The sequence below is a fragment of the Sphingobacterium sp. UBA5789 genome, assembly GCF_002418355.1.
Taxonomy (GTDB): Bacteria; Bacteroidota; Bacteroidia; order Sphingobacteriales; family Sphingobacteriaceae; genus Sphingobacterium.
This window is the reverse complement of the sequence record NZ_DIDX01000004.1, coordinates 760697-777267: the sequence shown is the minus strand read 5'-3', so window position 1 is coordinate 777267 and position 16571 is coordinate 760697. Positions and strand designations below refer to the sequence as shown.

Here is a 16571-nt window from a genome sequence, read left to right as displayed (position 1 = left end):
CCACTAGATTTTTTATAATTTCTAAGCAAAACACCACATAAAACTACCTTAAGCTAAATTTACCTATCTTGATATTAAATTGAAAAACTAATATTTTTTGTTCGAAATATGTCCGAAAATGGAGAAATCTACTGATAATCAATGGATTTTGTCGGGATGGCCGGATTTGAACCGACGACCTCCAGCACCCCATGCTGGCGCGATACCGGGCTACGCTACATCCCGAAAGGAAGTACAAATAAAATAAAGAGAACGGTTATAATCAATTTTTTTTGATCTAAACCGGAGATTTTTTAATTTATCCGGAAGCATCAGCTTTGACTGCTTCCGGATAAATTAAAAACTGAAATCTGGGTGTCCAGAAAACTGTTTTAATCTGTGTATTTTTTGAAAATAGAAGTCGCAATATGTCCGCCGAATCCGAAAGTATTATTCATTGCATAATGCAGTTCTTTATGCTGTGCTTTTTCTAAAGTAAGATCGAATATATCTTTAAATTCGGGTTCAATATCAACCGAGTTGATTGTTGGAGGGATTATGTTTTCCTGTACTGCTTTGATAGAGGCAATGGCTTCTATTGCACCTGCAGCTCCTAACAGGTGTCCTGTCATGGATTTTGTAGCACTGATATTTACTTTACTTTCAGCTCCGAAAACACGCAGTGCGGCTCTCAGTTCACTCAGATCCCCCTGAGCTGTAGATGTCGCATGTGTATTGAGATAACCTATATCTTCCGGCTGCAGACCAGCATCTTCCAATGCTGCGAGCATCCCCAGATAGGCACCTTCACCTTCCGGATGTGTACCGGTCATGTGGTATGCATCTGCGGCCATTCCACCGCCAACAATTTCTGCAATAATAGTTGCGCCTCTTTTCTTTGCGCTTTCCAGATCTTCCAGTATCAGTGCGCCGGCACCTTCACCCATTACAAAGCCATCTCTGTTTATATCAAAAGGTCTGGATGCCTGCTGAGGATCATCGTTGCGTGTAGATAAGGCTTTTGCAGAATTGAATCCACCTATTGAACTTTCTGTAATAGGGGCTTCCGAACCGCCTGTGATGATCATGTCAGCTTTATTCCAACGGATATAATTAAAAGCGTCTATAATAGCTGTATTGGAGGTGGCGCAAGCAGATACAGTAGAAAAGTTGATACCTCTGAGGCCGTATTTTATCGAAATCATACCAGCGGCAATATCTACGATCATCTTAGGGATAAAATAGGGATTAAATCGAGGAGTACCGTCTCCAAGTGCAAATTCGCTGACCTGCTGCTGGAAGGTTTGTATTCCGCCGTTTCCTGACCCCCATATCACTCCGATCCGGTTTCTGTTTAACTCTTCAAAATTGATATTGGCATCTTTTATAGCCTCTTCTGCGGCTATAAGTGCATACTGGGTAAAAGGATCATATTTGCGGATTTCGGCCTTGTCCATGTAATCCAGCGGGTCAAAATCTTTGAGTTCACAGGCAAATTTTGTTTTGAACTTGCTGCTGTCAAATTTTGTAATAGCCGCAGCTCCACTTACACCATTGATAAGGGAGTGCCAGAATTTTTTTACATTGTTACCGATAGGAGTCAGAGCTCCCATTCCAGTGATAACTACTCTTCTCATTTTCTTGTTATTTTAGCAGAAGCTCTTTTTTAATTGCTTCTTGTATTCGTTTGAAATCATTTTTGTCTGTCAGCCTTGCGAGCGGAACAATAGCCACCATATTGGATATGATCAGAAGAGCTTTTGTCCGGATATCTGTATTGAGATTAAAAACTCCCTCGTTTTTACCTTCTTCTAAAAATCCGGTAACCCAATCCAGCATGGCGGACGAAAATTCCTTCAGTTTATCTGTCATACAGTCTTCCAGCATATGATAATCAGGAGCTAACGAGGCTATGATACAGACCCTTTTTTCCAACTCTATCTGGGCATGAATAGCGAAGAAAGTTTCCAGTTTGTCAATGGCGGAAAGATGTTCGGAATTTTGTCTTGTAATGTTGAATTGATCAATATGATAATCAATTACAGCAGCTCCCAATGCGGTCTTGCTAGGGAAATGATAATGAATGGACGCATTTCTTATATTCAGTTGTCTGGCAATGTCAGAAAAACAGAATGCATTGAACCCTTTCTCCCGAATGAGTTTATCTGCTAATGTAAGTATGGCTGATCGTGTATCCATATCAAATGCAAATATACTTACCTACATGTAGGTAGGCAAATTTATTTTTTTAAATCCTTACTTACAGATGAAAGAGAAGAAATAAAAAAATAAGGATACATAAAAAAGACGGGAAGCCAAGAGGCTTCCCGTCTAAAAAAAATAAAGCTATTTTTAAGAAACTTGTGTCGTATTGAATACATCTCCGAAACGGGAAAATGTTTCATTGGCGATTTCTGCGGCTTTGTGATGTGTCTCCGGGTTTTCGCCTTGTGTATTTAGAGCAGCAGTGAAAATACCCCACATCTTGCCTGTGTTCTCACCATAGCCGGAGAAGAAGGAAGTACCTTTGTGTATACCATATTTATTGAGCATCTGCACAATGATTGGTCCTCCCATGATCGAGCCTTCCAGTACATACAATGCACTTAATGCTTCTAAAGGATTGCTGATCTCCGGAACTTTGATATCAGATCTGTTTTCTACAGTTCCGCCCAGCGACTCAATATCTGCTTTGATGTAGTCTGACTTTCTGCGATCAGCATAGTCGTGTAGGACATCGGCACTGATGTAAGGCTGGATTGCCTTTTCAATAGCATTAAAATAGATGTAGAAATTGTTTAAAAAGTCTGCGTAATCAGCTTCTGAACGAATGGCTTTCATTTGTCTAACGACAGTGCCTTCTAAGGCCTGATGTGCAGATTTGGTAGATTCTTTGATATGTTGACTTAACATTGTATATTCTTTTTTTATTTAACGGTTTAATACAAATATTCGTATTAATTCCTTCTCTTGTATGCTGATTTTTGCTTATTAATCTATGAATTTCGCTTTATTTCAGTTTCAGATCTCTTTTTATCATGGGTACATAAGGGACGGCTTCTTGTTGTTCTGTTTGTGTGAGCTGTGTAGTTGCTGAGCGCGCTGAAGTGGATGATTTGACTTTCCCGCTGATTAGATCCAATGTTGCCGCCAGATAGGGTTCATTGGGATCTCCCAGAGGCAGAGACGGGACCCCAGTGACATTCACATCTACCGGTATACCATTAAAATAGTCTGACCAGCCATTTGCATTGCGAATCAGAAAACTGGCAAGATAGAGTTTATACTGATCAATATTTATGGCAAAGAAGCCAACAGGTTTACCGTATGTTTTTTGTCCTATCAGCTTAACGGGGAAATACGGCATGAGACTGCTGATGACTAACTCGCTTGCCGAAGCTGTTCTGCCGGTGACAATAAAATAAATGTTTTTGACAGATTCCAGTTTTCCTTTCTTTTCGAAAACTTTTGTAGTCCCTTGTTCTGAAAAATTCACATCTGCCATTGTTGCCACACGTCCCTGATAGGATACTGTTTTGCCCTGTTCGTTCAGAAAGACCTGACGGGTTAATATAGTGGCTTTACCTTCCCGCATAATCGGATTGAATTGTTCGGTGAACATGACCTTTCCGTTGAGAGAAGTAGGAGCAATCAGATCCGTCAGGTATTTCGCAGTCTCCACATAACCTCCTCCGTTACTCCGCAGATCAATAATCAGGTTTGTAGGCGCAAACGCAGCCATTGTCGCAAAGGAGTCATCCAGAGCCGCCTGACAACTGCTCAGTATAGGGAAGGAGCCCAGCGCTATATATCCTATACTTTGATTTCCTTCCTGCCAGGTTTTCTGATACAGTATCGGGGATGAAGTCGCTGCGATAGCTGCAGTAGATCCGGATTGGGCTGTTCCTTTTTCAATATTGGAATACTTCGAAACACCTACGCCTATTGGGTTTTCAAAGGGAATGCCAGAGCTGTTCTTTTTGTACTGCGTAATGTCAAACAGTTCTTTCTTAAATGCAGTCAACTCCGGGTTGATGCTCCCATATCTTGTCCTGGGATCAAAATCCTGATATGTCGGTAAGGCATCCTGCCATAGGTATACCTGACGGGCATACAGAAAGATCGAATCCAGTGTAAATTGTGTACGTGTCCCTGTAGTCGGTGATATAATTTTATCTTCTTCCGGATCGGTATCCTTATCTTTCTTACAACTGGCCAGAAAAAGAACGGGAAGTAAGAAAAAAAGCAGATGTCTGCTCCATATCTTGTGATAGGGCTGCCGGGACGTGTATATTTTTTGCATCTTTTGCGGGTTCTTTAGTTAGTTAATTCAGAGACTAATTTACTGATTAGATTTGATAGCATGCTTATCGCGTATACATTTTTAAAGGTGCTTATGTAGAATTATAGCTATAAATTTTGTGATTTTTACAAACTTTAACATTTTATCTTTCATATAATGGGTTGATAATTATATTTTTGCAACCTTAAGATATATATGTCTAATGGTATTATTACTGTTGACAGCAAAACCCCGGAACTTAACAGCTTCGGGGTTTTGTGTTTTATTAGTCTGGTATGACGGGTCTTTCTGTCGCCGTCGGTTCACTACTCAGAGATTCTAAAAAAGAGACTATTGCTTTCCGTTCTGCACTCGTCAAACGAAGATTTTTGATATGAGGGGATAGTTCTCCATTGATCTGTTGTCCGTTTGCCTGGGGCATTCCCTGACTCAGCAGATCGAGCATTTCTTCCAATGTGGATACAGTACCGTTGTGCATATACGGGTATGTTTGTGCAATATTCCGAAGACCTGCTGTACGAAACTTCCCTCTATCGGATTCTATGCCTGTGGCTATAAATCTGCCGTTGTCAAGAGTTCCTGTGCGATCTGTTGCATATCCTAAATTATGGTATTCCAGATCTGTCAGAAACGGACCATTGTGACAATTCAAGCATCTTCCTTTTGTGCGAAACAGATGCAGACCTTCAATCTGCTGGTCGCTCAGTGCCTTGTACTGACCTTTCAGAAATTTATCAAAAGCTGTTTCTCCGCTTACAATACTCTGAGAATATACAGCAATAGCATCCAGTATGCGCTGTCTGTTAATTTCCTGATCTCCGTACGCTTCTGCAAAAAGAGCCAGATAACCCTTTACAGCAGACAGCTTTGCAGGCAGGGTATAAGTATTTCCTCCCATTTCGATCGGAGATTCGATAGCTTCTGCAATCTGCTCTGCATACGTCTTTGCACGGCCGTCATGAAAGAGCTTGCCATTGACAAACCACACATTTTCCATAGAAGGAGTATTGCGGTGATGTGTAGCTATACCTTCAGCAGTTTTTTTTCGATCTACCCAGTAGGTTGCAGGATTATGACAGGAGGAACAGGAATTGTCACCACGACCGACACGCGGATCGAAGAAGAGCACTTTACCTAAAGCGATAACTTTACGCTGAGCAACAGCATCAACCGGTCCGGCAGGCATGACTGCCAGCTCCTGAAACAGGATACCTTCATCCAGCACAGGTTTGGGCCATAAGGTCGAACGGGTTTCATATTGCTCTCGCAGGCTTTTCTCCTCCGGAATAACAGGAGGATCTGTATCCGGACCTTTTGCTTTGCTACACGCGCAAAAAACACATATGATTAGTATAATTAACCATTGAAAAGGAGAAGATAACATGAAATCGGAAATTAGGATTTAGTAAATAAGTATCTGAAATGTTGTATTCCAGATACTCATTTTTATGACTAAAGAGTTTATATTATCTGTGACAGGATAACGCTCTTCTTTTCTACTGTGTAACGGTATAATTGGTGGTCACAAGACTGCCTATTAATACTCCGCTTTTATCATAAGCATTGAAGGATCTTATTCTTCCTAATGCTACTGTCTGAGGAATAGTGACTTCGATTTTTTGAGTAGATTCATTGAAATTTACTTCTGTAACGGTATGTTCTACCCGTCCCAGATCAATTAGCTTGAATGAACCCACGTTATTGCTGTAGTATTTTTTGAATGCACTTACACTATAGTTAAGCAGCATTTTTTCGCCACGTTTGATATTGCGTGTAACCATATCATTGGTTACCAGTGCGGCGAATGCCGGAGGAGCTATTTTGAATGCTTCTGTTGTAACCGAGCGTATTCCTGAAACAATCTTAATCTTATACGTACCGACATTTGGTTCTGTTGGTACGACCACACTGATGCCATTTGCTTCTAATGTCTCTATGGTTAGTTTGGTTTCTTTATTGCTTTCGTCAATTAAAAAAGCAGTTGTTTTATCTTTATCTGTCAGTATATGCTGCGTACTCAATCCGATTGTTGGTGAAGATCCGATGTTGTATACCAAATCAGCAGACAGAGATAGTGTGGCGCTTATCATGGGCTGATTGACCTGTAGTTTTAAAGTATATGTTCTGGTCGTTCCGTCTTGCGCTTTCACAATATATTTGGCAGACTCATCTGTTTTAAGGCTTATAGCAGTTCCGGAAGCCGGACTGATACTGGCACGGTCAGATACGACAATAGTTGGTGTCAATGTAGTAGGTTCTTCCTGATAGGGTGGCCAATACAGGATGATTTCATTATTAACGATACTGGCTGAGAGTGTTTTGCCATTGGCGTCCTTTACTTCAAAGCTCTCGATCTCATTGTAGGGGAAGTCTACATATTCCTTGGAACATGAAGATAATAGCTGCGTAAAAAACGCAGAAAACAGGAGTAAAAAAGAATAGCGTTTTAATGTTTGGGTAATAAGTTGCATAGCGCCTACAAATAAAAGTGTATGCGGATGTGTGATTGAAAATGGACTGTCGGCACATCCACTTACCGACAATCCATTTTGGTTAAATTTTATAAGGTTTTGAATGCAATATTTGCATCAGCTTTAACCTGAAGACCTGCTCCTGAACCTGTTTGGCTTACATTTGTGAATTCGATTAATTTCACAGCGTAAGTAACTGTTCCTGCAGTATTTCTTACTAAAATAGTACGTCCAGCGATAGCTTCGTTAGCGCGTGTTGTAGTATTGTATGTGTACCATCCGTATGGAGGAGTAGTAGCTGTTTCACGGCCAAGAGTAGTTACTGCAACTGCACTTGTTGAATTCCAGTCTGTTGCCACTACAGTGCTGTAGTCTTTATTGATAAATTTGATTGAGTATCCTTCTCCTGCAGAGATATTACCATTTACATGGCTACCCAAAACAATTTGATGCGGATCCAGATCATCCAGACTTTGTGCTCCTGTTCCGGATATATCTACATAGACATTTGGCCAGTTAGCAGCATTCATTGGTGACCACCATTGGCCATCAATAACATATAAAGAAGAGTTTGCCTGCGCTTTATTCAACTCTAAAGGAGTTACTTTTTCATTGTCTTTGTTACAAGATACTGTAAGTGTTGCCAAAGCAGCGATGGCTAAGGCCGTTTTGAAGAATGATTTTACTGTTGTCATTTTTTTGTGTTTTTAAAAATTATTAAATAGTTAAGATATATATGCCCAATGGGCTTGTGGATGCTATGTTGTAATATTCAACCAGGCGCTTAAGGTCACTGACTTCCATCCTTCGAAGTCAAATCTGACGTTTACAACAGGTAAATTTCCTGATGGAAAATCTGTTGGGAAACCAACTTTTAGGGCTGTTCTGCTCCATGATTTGACAGGCAGAACATAATCTTTTCCATTAACAGTCGCAGTCACCTTTTGTAATCCCAGAAATACGGTGTTGGATTGCGGAACAATTTCCCACTCATCTGTTTTCTTAAGATCTATGGATGATTTAGGAAGGTAAACATCAGGTTGTACATAAGAGATTGTCAAAGGTTCTGCGATAAGTGACGTATGTCCCAGACTTTGGACTTCTACTTTGTACGTGCCATTGGTAATGTCAGCAGGAATTCTATCTATATATTCGGTACCGGTAAAACGTAAAAGATAAAGGTCTTTCTCTATAGTGGATAATGAAGCACTGTTAACCCCCATCGTATATCGCTTTTGATTTTCCTGATTGATCAGGGTTACTTTAACGAGTTTGGCGTTACTGTGTGCAAAATTTCCCAGGATAGCGGGCATAGTTTTTCCTGGTGATTGATTAAGAGAAAGTGGAGTCTGCCAGGATACAGCCAGTGAAGATGTACTTTGAAGAACTATTTGCAATGTATATGTTCTGGAAATACCATTCGCAGCGGTGACTGTATATGTTGTTCCTGTAGCTTCTACCTGAATGGGAAGAATTTCTTCTTTTAGTTTGGCTCCGTTAGAAAGCTTAATTTCCGGATCAATTACAGAAAGACCGTAATAGAATGGAAGATATACCGTAATTGTATTTTTTTGATTATCAATAGCACCATAGATAACCTGATCATCGGTAAGATTAACTACTTTGTATTCCAGTATTTTATCTTCCGGTAGCGGTTCCAGCTCTTCTGTCTTCGTGCAGGAGCTGAGGGTCATCACTATGCAAAGCAGTGCGCATAGGAATGCATATAGTTTATTCATGTTATTGGTTCGTGTTTGTGTACTAAACATCTGGATTCGGATAAGATTAAGGTTATTATTATTTGATTTCAAATGTTTTACTACCTGCTTTTACCAATACATACTGGAAGGTAAAATAAGGGGTAGGGGAATCTTTATACCAATCTTTAGGATCTAACAAGTCTTTATAAATACTCTGTATCCTGACTTTAGCATAGTTACCTTTCGCGGTGCGGACAATGATTGTGTGACCTTCTATCGGATAACATACATGGGCTTTACGTGGATCAGAACCACCTTTGATTGTTCCTCCGAAATCATAAAGGTACCAGCCCAGCCCTTCCCCAAATGCACCGGAATCATCTGTGCCGTACGATTTTTCTCCTGTACGGAAAAGATTGTCTGCCGGAACCTCAGTTACATCTTCGAATTTTTGTTTGACGATTAGAATTCCGCCTTTACCGGTTCCGCCTCGTAACGGTGTATTGCAATTGAGGAAACTTCGGTATATATCATCAAATGAAAGGTCCCATCTGGCGGTCTGTTTGTAATCCGGATTGATTCCTTGTTTACTTTCCAGACTAAAATATATAGGAGATTGTTTTGTAGTTGGTTCACTTCCCTGTGGTAAGGCTTCTCCGAAGTTTTTGACTGTAATGAGTGTATTAAACATACTCTCTGCAGTGGGCGGCTCGGGTTCCGGATCAGGTTGTGGAGTATCACTCTTACTGCAGCCGATAAAGATAAAGCCTACCAGTATGGGCAGCAACACGGTCTTGTAGATCGTCATGATGCAAGAGTTGATGGTTGTACTTTTCATGTGTTAATAATAGTTGTTATTTTTATTTAAATTAATTCTAAATAATAATGCTAAGATAGAAGTATTTTTAATAGGTGATGCTATTAAAACTGCTATTTAGTGTATGAAATTCGGTTTCTTATAAGATATTTGGATTTCATTTAGTTCTTTTTATTATCTGGTAGTCAGGTTTTTACTTCCGTCTTGCTGAACAAAATAGCGAAATGTATAGTAGGGTGCAGGCCAGTTGAGGTTAGTGACTGCCGGAGGATTACCTTTATATGCATTAATGAGCTGAAGTTTAGCATATTTTCCATCAGGAAGGCGAACAATATAGGTACGGTTGGGCAAAGCCTGCATGATATGGGTATCCAGACTGTAGCGAAACCAGCCATAAGATCCCTGTGAGGATGCCCATCCGATTTTGTTTACTTCACTTTTGTTAAATGTTGCATCTTCGGGAGCTGCAGTTACATTTTCATAAGCCTGGTCAACCAGAACAACAGCTGTATTGGACGCCTGTCCTCCGAATCCCGGATTGTATTCGTAAGTGGCATTATTAACATATATTTCTGAATTGTATGGACCTGTAAATGCAAGATCCCAATCTTTGGATTTGAGCCATTGAAGGGAGTCTGCCTTTGTTTTGATCCAGATCTGCCGTTTGTCACGAAATCTATAAAGGAAAGTATAGAAGTCTCTTTTCTCCTTGCCATCTACATTACCTGCCATTGAGGCCTCAGTATCTCCCGGCAAATCATAGATAACCGTACTTTTACCATCTTCTAATGAGGGGCGGGGATCATCTTCATTTTTGCTGCATGAACTGCTGCTGAGGATGAAAAGGACGCTTAACAATCCAAAGCCTATCTTTCTGAACCAGTGTAATGGGTACAATTCATTCATAATAAGATTTTTATCTTCCATTTGTATTTTGGGGTTTAGCATATTCAGATACTTCATCATAATTTGTATTATAGCGGTGTATGATTTGTGTTATTCTTTAAACCAGCGATAACCGACACCTCCCAGGATGACTCTTCCGGGTTGCCCCGGCATATACTGATGTGTAAAGTTTAATATATTGTCGCCTATGACCCGCAACGATAAGCGGTCGTTCCATAGTTTTTTCTCTATCGTGATATTAAGCAGGACATGTTCCGGTACAAAAGCGTCAAATTTGTCAATAAACTGATTGCCATTTATTTCCTGGAACGGGTATTTTCCACGAATATTAGCTCTTACATTCAGGCTCAGATCCAGTGGTCTGTACACATATAATGCTTTGAGATTGAGCATGTGGCGCGAACGGTCTTCGATTCCCCAGTAGCTCTTGGTTGTAACAGGCGTGGATTCTCCTGTCACAGGATTGTTGATCGTCTGATTGAAGGGCCATCTTCCTGCACGAATGCTGTCTAATACACTCAGATCTTTAGCGATCAGATACTGGTAACCTGCAGAAAGCTCCAGATCAGTAAGCAATTGCGTTGTCAAAGTGAGTTCTACACCCTTGTTTACAGCTTTGGGGAGATTACGGTATGTATATATCTGACCAATAGTAGTGCCCGAGCCTACCAGGACATTGTTGATCTGATTGTTGATCCGATGATAGAACACCGATACTTCAGCTTTGAAACGTTTCTGAGGTTGCCATACTAAGCCTGTGTTTAGAGACATACTTTTCTCTGCCTGCAGATTGTTGGCCATTTTATTGACTACATAGCTGTTTTTGTAGCTCAGTTCACCTGCATTTTCCATTGCCTGCAAAGTCTCTTTAAGTACATCAGTCCCTAATACAAGGTAATTGGCTGCAGGATTAAAGAAGGCCTGGTATCTCATTTTGTAATCCGGAGATTTGAAACCGGCACCGATTCCGGCTTTAAAGAGGAGGGTAGATGAAACGCTGTATTGTAAGCCAAAGCTGGGACTTGCTTTTCCGCCATATACATTTGTACGGTCATAGCGTATGCCAGCCAGTGTATTGAGCTTATCTGAAGTTTTCCATTCGGCCTGTATGTATCCGAAAGCGGTGTTGAGTGAACGTTCTTCACTCAGTTCCTTATTGTCCATAAGTTCAAGACTGCCGCCTAATCCTCCTGTCAGTTTGAGTGATGATATCGGCGAGTACGCAAATTGCTGCTCAACCCGGTGTACCTGTTGTCCGAATTTTTGCGCACTTATCAATGCACTTTGTTTTACCCATTCGGCATCCATCTGTGTTTCATAGCGGGTGTAGTAGTATCTGCTCATACTGCGGAGCCCGTTTTCAAACTGGTGATCATAACTTGCGGCTAAATTGAGATCCCGGTCTGTCTGGTTGTCTTTATTAACCAGATCATCAGACCAGTCATTGATCATCGTGGAATGCCGTTCAGCATATCTTGCCGTGAAGCCGACAGTTCCATTTTTGGTAAGACGATACCGCGTACGTCCCTGAAAACTATAATTGGAATAAGGAGGTAGCGTCGTACCATCCTTCATATAAGAGTTGCTGTTGAAACCATCTGTACGGTAATAGTTGCCTGATACAACTACGGATCCCCTTTGAGAAGCAAATGGTGCTTCTGCTTCGAGAGTAGCATCTACAATATGGAGACTGCCGTAGAGAACAGAGGCGTTTGCCTGAGGAGCTAATGCTCCGTGTCGGGTAATAATATTGATTGCTCCACCAAGAGCATCACTTCCATACAGACAGGAAGAAGCACCTTTAATGATTTCTATACGTTCAATATTAGTTACAGATATTCTGGAAAGATCAAAATTTCCGTTATTGCGACCCAACATAGGCTGTCCGTCGATCAGCACCATTACATAATTGCTGCTGAAGCCTTGCATTTGGACACCAACAGCACGGGATCCGCCTGATATATCATTAACAACAGCCACACCGGTCTGCTCTTTCATGACCTCATCCAGACGACGGCTTCCCATAAGCTCAATTTGTCTGCGTGTGATCACCGTCACCGGCATAGCTGCCTGTTCTGCACGGAGCAGATTATCCACGCTGGGTATTCGTTTTTCAATCTCAACTTCGCTTAAACTTGTTTCATCGGTTTCAACGATGAGTTTTAGTTGCTGCAGACTGCGTTTTTCAAGATCAAGCTCCTTTTCTAAAGGTTTATAGCCCACACATGATATCCGGATCTTGTACGTGCCCTCATATAATTCCGCAAAACTGAATCGTCCTTTTTCATCTGTCATTACTACTTTATTGTCTGGCAGCAGAGTTACAGTTGCATTAGGGATAAGCTGTCCGTCTGCATCTGCTATATAGCCGTTGATATGAAGCTTTTGCTGGCTGTAGACAAGCTGATGCATGACCGTAAAAAAAAGTATACAGATAATGTTTTTGATATAAAAAACGATTTGATTCACTATTTTTATTTTTAATCAATCTAAATAATATTGCAAAACAAATCATTGTCATCGAGAAAACCTGTATGAAATCTGCTAAATATTATATGTAAAGTGATATTTATTTGATGGGAAATGACTGATTTATTGATCTTAATTTTCAATGAATCAGATTGTTATGTTCTTATTGGGGACGAAAAGAGGAGATGTTTGTTAAATGTAAAATTTTTATTTAGACTAATTATTGATTGTTTTGTAAAGTAAACGGACACATTGTAATCAGGAACGAATGACTTTTATACATAAACTACTGAGTTGTTTTCTTTTTTTTATCTGTATATCTACATCTGTATACGGGCTGCCTAAACGTATCATCACTTTAAGCAGTTCTTTGACAGAGACCGTATATGCTTTAGGGTACGGCAGCGCTATCGTAGCCACGGATGTGACAAGTGTATCTCCGGCTGCTGCAAGTGCATTGCCAAAGGTGAGTAAGAACCGCTCTGTAAGTGCTGAAGTCCTGATTGCTTATCAACCAGACCTGATTCTGGCGCCTGAAGGTGACGTTAGTGCCGGAGTCATCCGTCAGTTAAAATCTGCCGGTATCCGTTTCGTAACTGTCAAACAGATTTATTCTGCAAAAGGCGCAGTAAGTTATGTACAGACTGTCGCCCAGGCATTAGGCGATAGTAATAAAGGGAAGACACTGGCGACCAAACTCAGTAAAGATATGGCCGAAGTACAGGCAGCAGCTCAGAAGAATCTGAAAGGGCGCAAACCGAAAGTCTTGTTTGTATACGCAAGAGGTACCGGTACGATGAGTGTGGCGGGTAAGGGCAGCAGTCTCGATGCTATTATCGAATTGTCCGGTGGACGTAACGCCGTTCAGGAATTTGCAGATTACAAACCTTATACAACAGAATCTCTTGTGAAAGCAAATCCGGATATTATTTTAATGTTTGATTTTGGGGTAAGTAGTCTTGGAGGCAGGGATGCGGTATTGAAGATGCCGGGCATGCGGGTGACTGAAGCCGGAAAGAATAAAAGAATTATCCAGATGAATGGTCCATTGCTGATTAATTTCAGTACGAGACTGCCTGAAGCTGTAGCACAGTTGAATAAAGCTATTGTAGCTTCTTTGTAAAATACCGATGAAAGAAAAAATTATTATTATCAGCCTTCTTATTATTCTGCCAATTGCCATGATTGTCGCTATGGGAATGGGGGCATTTTACATTCCTGTACGGGATGTGCTGATATTGCTGGGGCAGAAGATTGGGTTAGCTTCTTCTGTTACCGTAGATAATATATATAGCGATGTTTTGTTTATAGTGCGCCTGCCGCGTGTTTTAATGGGTGTATTGGTAGGTGCGGCACTTGGGATTTCGGGAGCTGCTATTCAAGGCATCTTCCGTAACCCTCTTGCAGAACCCGGACTGATTGGTATATCTGCCGGAGCATCCTTATTTGCTGTGCTGATCATTGCATTTGAAACTGTACTTTTCGTTGGTCTGAGCGAATTAATTGGTTATTATCTCCTGGCTTTCGGAGCTTTTGTAGGAGCGGGTATTACTTCTCTACTGGTCTATCAGTTGTCCCGAAAAAAGGGAAGACCCCGGGTCACAACGATGTTGCTTGCCGGGATAGCTATCAATGCTTTTGCAGGTGCACTGACAGGTCTTATTACATACATGGCGGATGAGCAGCAGCTTCGTACCATTACTTTTTGGATGTTGGGCAGTCTGGGGGGAGCTACCTGGGAAAATGTAGCCGCTATCACTCCATTTATACTGATTCCATTACTGATATTGCCTTTTTTTAGTAAAGCTTTGAATGCCTTTGCTTTAGGTGAATCCCAGGCGGATTTGCTGGGTATGCGGACTGACCGGGTCAAGAGATGGGTGGTACTCTTATCTACTATGGCAGTGGGAGCTTCTGTATCTGTATCCGGCATTATTGGCTTCGTAGGATTGTTAGTTCCACACACCGTACGTCTTATGGGAGGAGTGGAACATCGATACGTACTGTTGAGTTCCGCATTGTTTGGTGCCTTGATACTGACAGTGGCAGACATTTTAGCCCGGGTACTGGCAGCCCCGGTGGAGTTGCCTATAGGTGTTATCACTGCATTATTAGGAACTCCGGTTTTCCTTTATATTTTATTGACTGAAGAATAGCAAAAACTAAAAGTATACAGCATGTTGCGTGTCGAAAAACTTACTTATGAACTAAAAGGCAGAAAGTTGCTCAAGGACGTCTCTTTTCAATTGAGAGAAGGGGAAGTATTAGCCTTGCTGGGTGCAAATGGCGCTGGGAAATCTACATTAATGCGTCTGCTTAGTGGCGATATAGAAGCTACAGAAGGCAGTATTCATCTGTACGGGAAACCACTGGGTAGTTATCATGTAACAGAACTGGCTAAACGAAGAGCAATGCTTTCTCAGCAAAATGCCATGAGTATGGCGTTTAAAGTGAAAGATATCGTTATCATGGGCAGGTATCCGCATTTTAAATCAAGTCCTGGAAAACATGATCTGGATATCGTGAATGAGGTGATGAAGATTTGTGGAGTAGAGTTGTTTGCAGACCGTTCTTACCTTAGTCTTTCGGGAGGGGAGCAACAGCGTGTGCAACTGGCTCGTGTACTTGCACAGCTCTGGGATAATCCGGATAGCCTGCTACTTTTGGACGAGCCTGTTTCGGCATTAGACCTTCGTTATCAGCAGCAGGTGCTGGCTATTGCCAAAGCCTTGTCCAGAAAGGGATTTATGGTGGTAGTGGTGCTGCACGATGTGAATCTGGCCAGTATATATGCGGATCGTATTATTATGCTCAAAAACGGGCGAAAATGGTTTGATGGTACCCCGATAGAAGTGTTGGATAAACAAAGTTTGTATACTGTATTTTCGGTAGAAGCAGATGTGAATATACATCCCAAAACCCTGAAACCGCTGATAAGACTGGAAGAAATCGAAATGGATGCTTCTCATTTCAATAGTAAGCTCCCGGCACGTAAGATGGAAGAAGATTTAAGAGAACGCTATTTGCAGCTTCAGGACCTGCAGCCTAATGCATCCTTGCCCATGCTGGCTAAACAGCTCGAAATTTCTGAAATGGATTTACTCTTTATTGTGTATCCCAATCAGGTGGCTATTCTTAATAAAGATAATACGGGCTTGCTCAAAGGGTTGGCTGGATTGGGAATTATCAATTCATCGGTAGGGAATGAAATAGTACAGATGGATATTCGTTGTCTGCTGGAAGATCCTGAACTGGAGGAAGGATATTTTATATTTCGGGATAGTGCGTATGAAATACAGATCGAACTCTCAAAATGTAAAACGGTTCTTGCGGTAGCGCATCAATGGGAAAAGAGCCTCCGATTTTATGATGAAAATGGTCACTTGGTATTTATGGTAACATTGGGAGACAACCTCGACAATCAGCAAGCGTATGTGGATTTGCTGAGTTCTTATAAAGCTACCGAACAGAAACTCCCGGTAATAGAAAAATCATGCGAACGTTTGTCGGTCAAGCAGGAAACGGTGTCTTATGATCGTATCACTAAAAAGGATTTTGCTTTCTTCAAAAGGATACTGGCAAGATGTGCTGCGGAGCAGCTCCCTGTTTCTTTTTTTATTCGAAATAATGTTTGTCGTCAACACTATAAAGGTTGTATTCAAAATCTGGTGGATCAGGGGTGTCGATATATGATCCTGGATAAAAAACTTGTTCTTACGATCGATAATATACAATCCAGTCACATATGGTTAAGTAAGGTAGCAAATGATACAGAGTTGATTTCCATAGATGTATGTGATAACCATCAGAATATTATGATTTCCGTGCAGGTAGATAAAAGTGTAATTCCGGTGGATAATTCACAGGAATGGTCTTCTATTTTAAATACGTGAGTTAACTGATACCCATTTATAAAACAATTACTT

At 41.1% G+C, this 16571-nt stretch carries 14 protein-coding genes and 1 tRNA gene; 3 read left to right on the top strand and 12 right to left on the bottom strand.

The window, feature by feature from the left end; translation table 11 throughout:
• Positions 1-151: 151 nt before the first annotated feature.
• The 12 genes from B4B65_RS12655 to B4B65_RS12600 form a co-directional block, all read right to left on the bottom strand.
• Positions 152-225 (bottom strand) — tRNA-Pro (locus tag B4B65_RS12655).
• Between the two features lie 146 nt (positions 226-371).
• A complete protein-coding gene (gene fabF, locus B4B65_RS12650; protein WP_293915959.1) occupies positions 372-1616 on the bottom strand; it encodes a beta-ketoacyl-ACP synthase II in 1245 nt (414 codons plus the stop codon).
• A gap of 7 nt (positions 1617-1623) precedes the next feature.
• On the bottom strand, positions 1624-2178 hold the full coding sequence (locus B4B65_RS12645) for a TetR/AcrR family transcriptional regulator (protein ID WP_293915957.1): 555 nt from the start codon (positions 2176-2178) through the stop codon (positions 1624-1626).
• Positions 2179-2331: 153 nt separating this feature from the next.
• Positions 2332-2892, bottom strand: a complete 561-nt coding sequence (locus tag B4B65_RS12640; protein WP_201679383.1) for a biliverdin-producing heme oxygenase — start codon at positions 2890-2892, stop codon at positions 2332-2334.
• Between the two features lie 97 nt (positions 2893-2989).
• Complete coding sequence (locus B4B65_RS12635) at positions 2990-4282, bottom strand: S41 family peptidase (RefSeq protein ID WP_293915955.1); 1293 nt, start codon at positions 4280-4282, stop codon at positions 2990-2992.
• A gap of 265 nt (positions 4283-4547) precedes the next feature.
• Complete coding sequence (locus tag B4B65_RS12630; protein ID WP_293915953.1) at positions 4548-5666, bottom strand: cytochrome-c peroxidase; 1119 nt, start codon at positions 5664-5666, stop codon at positions 4548-4550.
• A gap of 112 nt (positions 5667-5778) precedes the next feature.
• Positions 5779-6825: a hypothetical protein gene (locus B4B65_RS12625; RefSeq protein WP_293915952.1), complete on the bottom strand. Its 1047-nt coding sequence runs from the start codon at positions 6823-6825 to the stop codon at positions 5779-5781.
• A gap of 17 nt (positions 6826-6842) precedes the next feature.
• Positions 6843-7448: a hypothetical protein gene (locus B4B65_RS12620; RefSeq protein ID WP_201679379.1), complete on the bottom strand. Its 606-nt coding sequence runs from the start codon at positions 7446-7448 to the stop codon at positions 6843-6845.
• Positions 7449-7511: 63 nt separating this feature from the next.
• Complete coding sequence (locus tag B4B65_RS12615) at positions 7512-8492, bottom strand: hypothetical protein (RefSeq protein WP_293915951.1); 981 nt, start codon at positions 8490-8492, stop codon at positions 7512-7514.
• 58 nt (positions 8493-8550) lie between these two features.
• A complete protein-coding gene (locus tag B4B65_RS12610) occupies positions 8551-9291 on the bottom strand; it encodes an HmuY family protein (RefSeq protein WP_236582173.1) in 741 nt (246 codons plus the stop codon).
• A gap of 153 nt (positions 9292-9444) precedes the next feature.
• The gene (locus B4B65_RS12605) at positions 9445-10197 is read right to left on the bottom strand and encodes an HmuY family protein (RefSeq protein ID WP_293915950.1); all 753 of its coding nucleotides are present in this window, start codon (positions 10195-10197) and stop codon (positions 9445-9447) included.
• A gap of 69 nt (positions 10198-10266) precedes the next feature.
• Positions 10267-12645: a TonB-dependent receptor gene (locus B4B65_RS12600; RefSeq protein ID WP_293915949.1), complete on the bottom strand. Its 2379-nt coding sequence runs from the start codon at positions 12643-12645 to the stop codon at positions 10267-10269.
• A 370-nt stretch (positions 12646-13015) separates the two neighbouring features.
• Between B4B65_RS12600 and B4B65_RS12595 the strand changes: the two genes are divergently transcribed.
• From B4B65_RS12595 to B4B65_RS12585, 3 genes are read left to right on the top strand one after another with little or no spacing between them, the layout of a single operon-like run.
• A complete protein-coding gene (locus tag B4B65_RS12595; protein WP_293915947.1) occupies positions 13016-13768 on the top strand; it encodes a heme/hemin ABC transporter substrate-binding protein in 753 nt (250 codons plus the stop codon).
• Positions 13769-13775: 7 nt separating this feature from the next.
• A complete protein-coding gene (locus tag B4B65_RS12590; RefSeq protein WP_201679375.1) occupies positions 13776-14801 on the top strand; it encodes a FecCD family ABC transporter permease in 1026 nt (341 codons plus the stop codon).
• 21 nt (positions 14802-14822) lie between these two features.
• Entirely contained in the window at positions 14823-16538 is a 1716-nt protein-coding gene (locus tag B4B65_RS12585; RefSeq protein WP_293915946.1) for a heme ABC transporter ATP-binding protein, read from the top strand.
• Positions 16539-16571 lie beyond the last annotated feature (33 nt).

Coding starts and splice junctions, on each gene's coding strand:
- fabF (WP_293915959.1), bottom strand. CDS start 1,616: ATGAGAAGAGTAGTTATCACTGGAATGGGAGCTCTGACTCCTATCGGT.
- B4B65_RS12645 (WP_293915957.1), bottom strand. CDS start 2,178: ATGGATACACGATCAGCCATACTTACATTAGCAGATAAACTCATTCGG.
- B4B65_RS12640 (WP_201679383.1), bottom strand. CDS start 2,892: ATGTTAAGTCAACATATCAAAGAATCTACCAAATCTGCACATCAGGCC.
- B4B65_RS12635 (WP_293915955.1), bottom strand. CDS start 4,282: ATGCAAAAAATATACACGTCCCGGCAGCCCTATCACAAGATATGGAGC.
- B4B65_RS12630 (WP_293915953.1), bottom strand. CDS start 5,666: ATGTTATCTTCTCCTTTTCAATGGTTAATTATACTAATCATATGTGTT.
- B4B65_RS12620 (WP_201679379.1), bottom strand. CDS start 7,448: ATGACAACAGTAAAATCATTCTTCAAAACGGCCTTAGCCATCGCTGCT.
- B4B65_RS12615 (WP_293915951.1), bottom strand. CDS start 8,492: ATGAATAAACTATATGCATTCCTATGCGCACTGCTTTGCATAGTGATG.
- B4B65_RS12610 (WP_236582173.1), bottom strand. CDS start 9,291: ATGAAAAGTACAACCATCAACTCTTGCATCATGACGATCTACAAGACC.
- B4B65_RS12605 (WP_293915950.1), bottom strand. CDS start 10,197: ATGGAAGATAAAAATCTTATTATGAATGAATTGTACCCATTACACTGG.
- B4B65_RS12590 (WP_201679375.1), top strand. CDS start 13,776: ATGAAAGAAAAAATTATTATTATCAGCCTTCTTATTATTCTGCCAATT.
- B4B65_RS12585 (WP_293915946.1), top strand. CDS start 14,823: ATGTTGCGTGTCGAAAAACTTACTTATGAACTAAAAGGCAGAAAGTTG.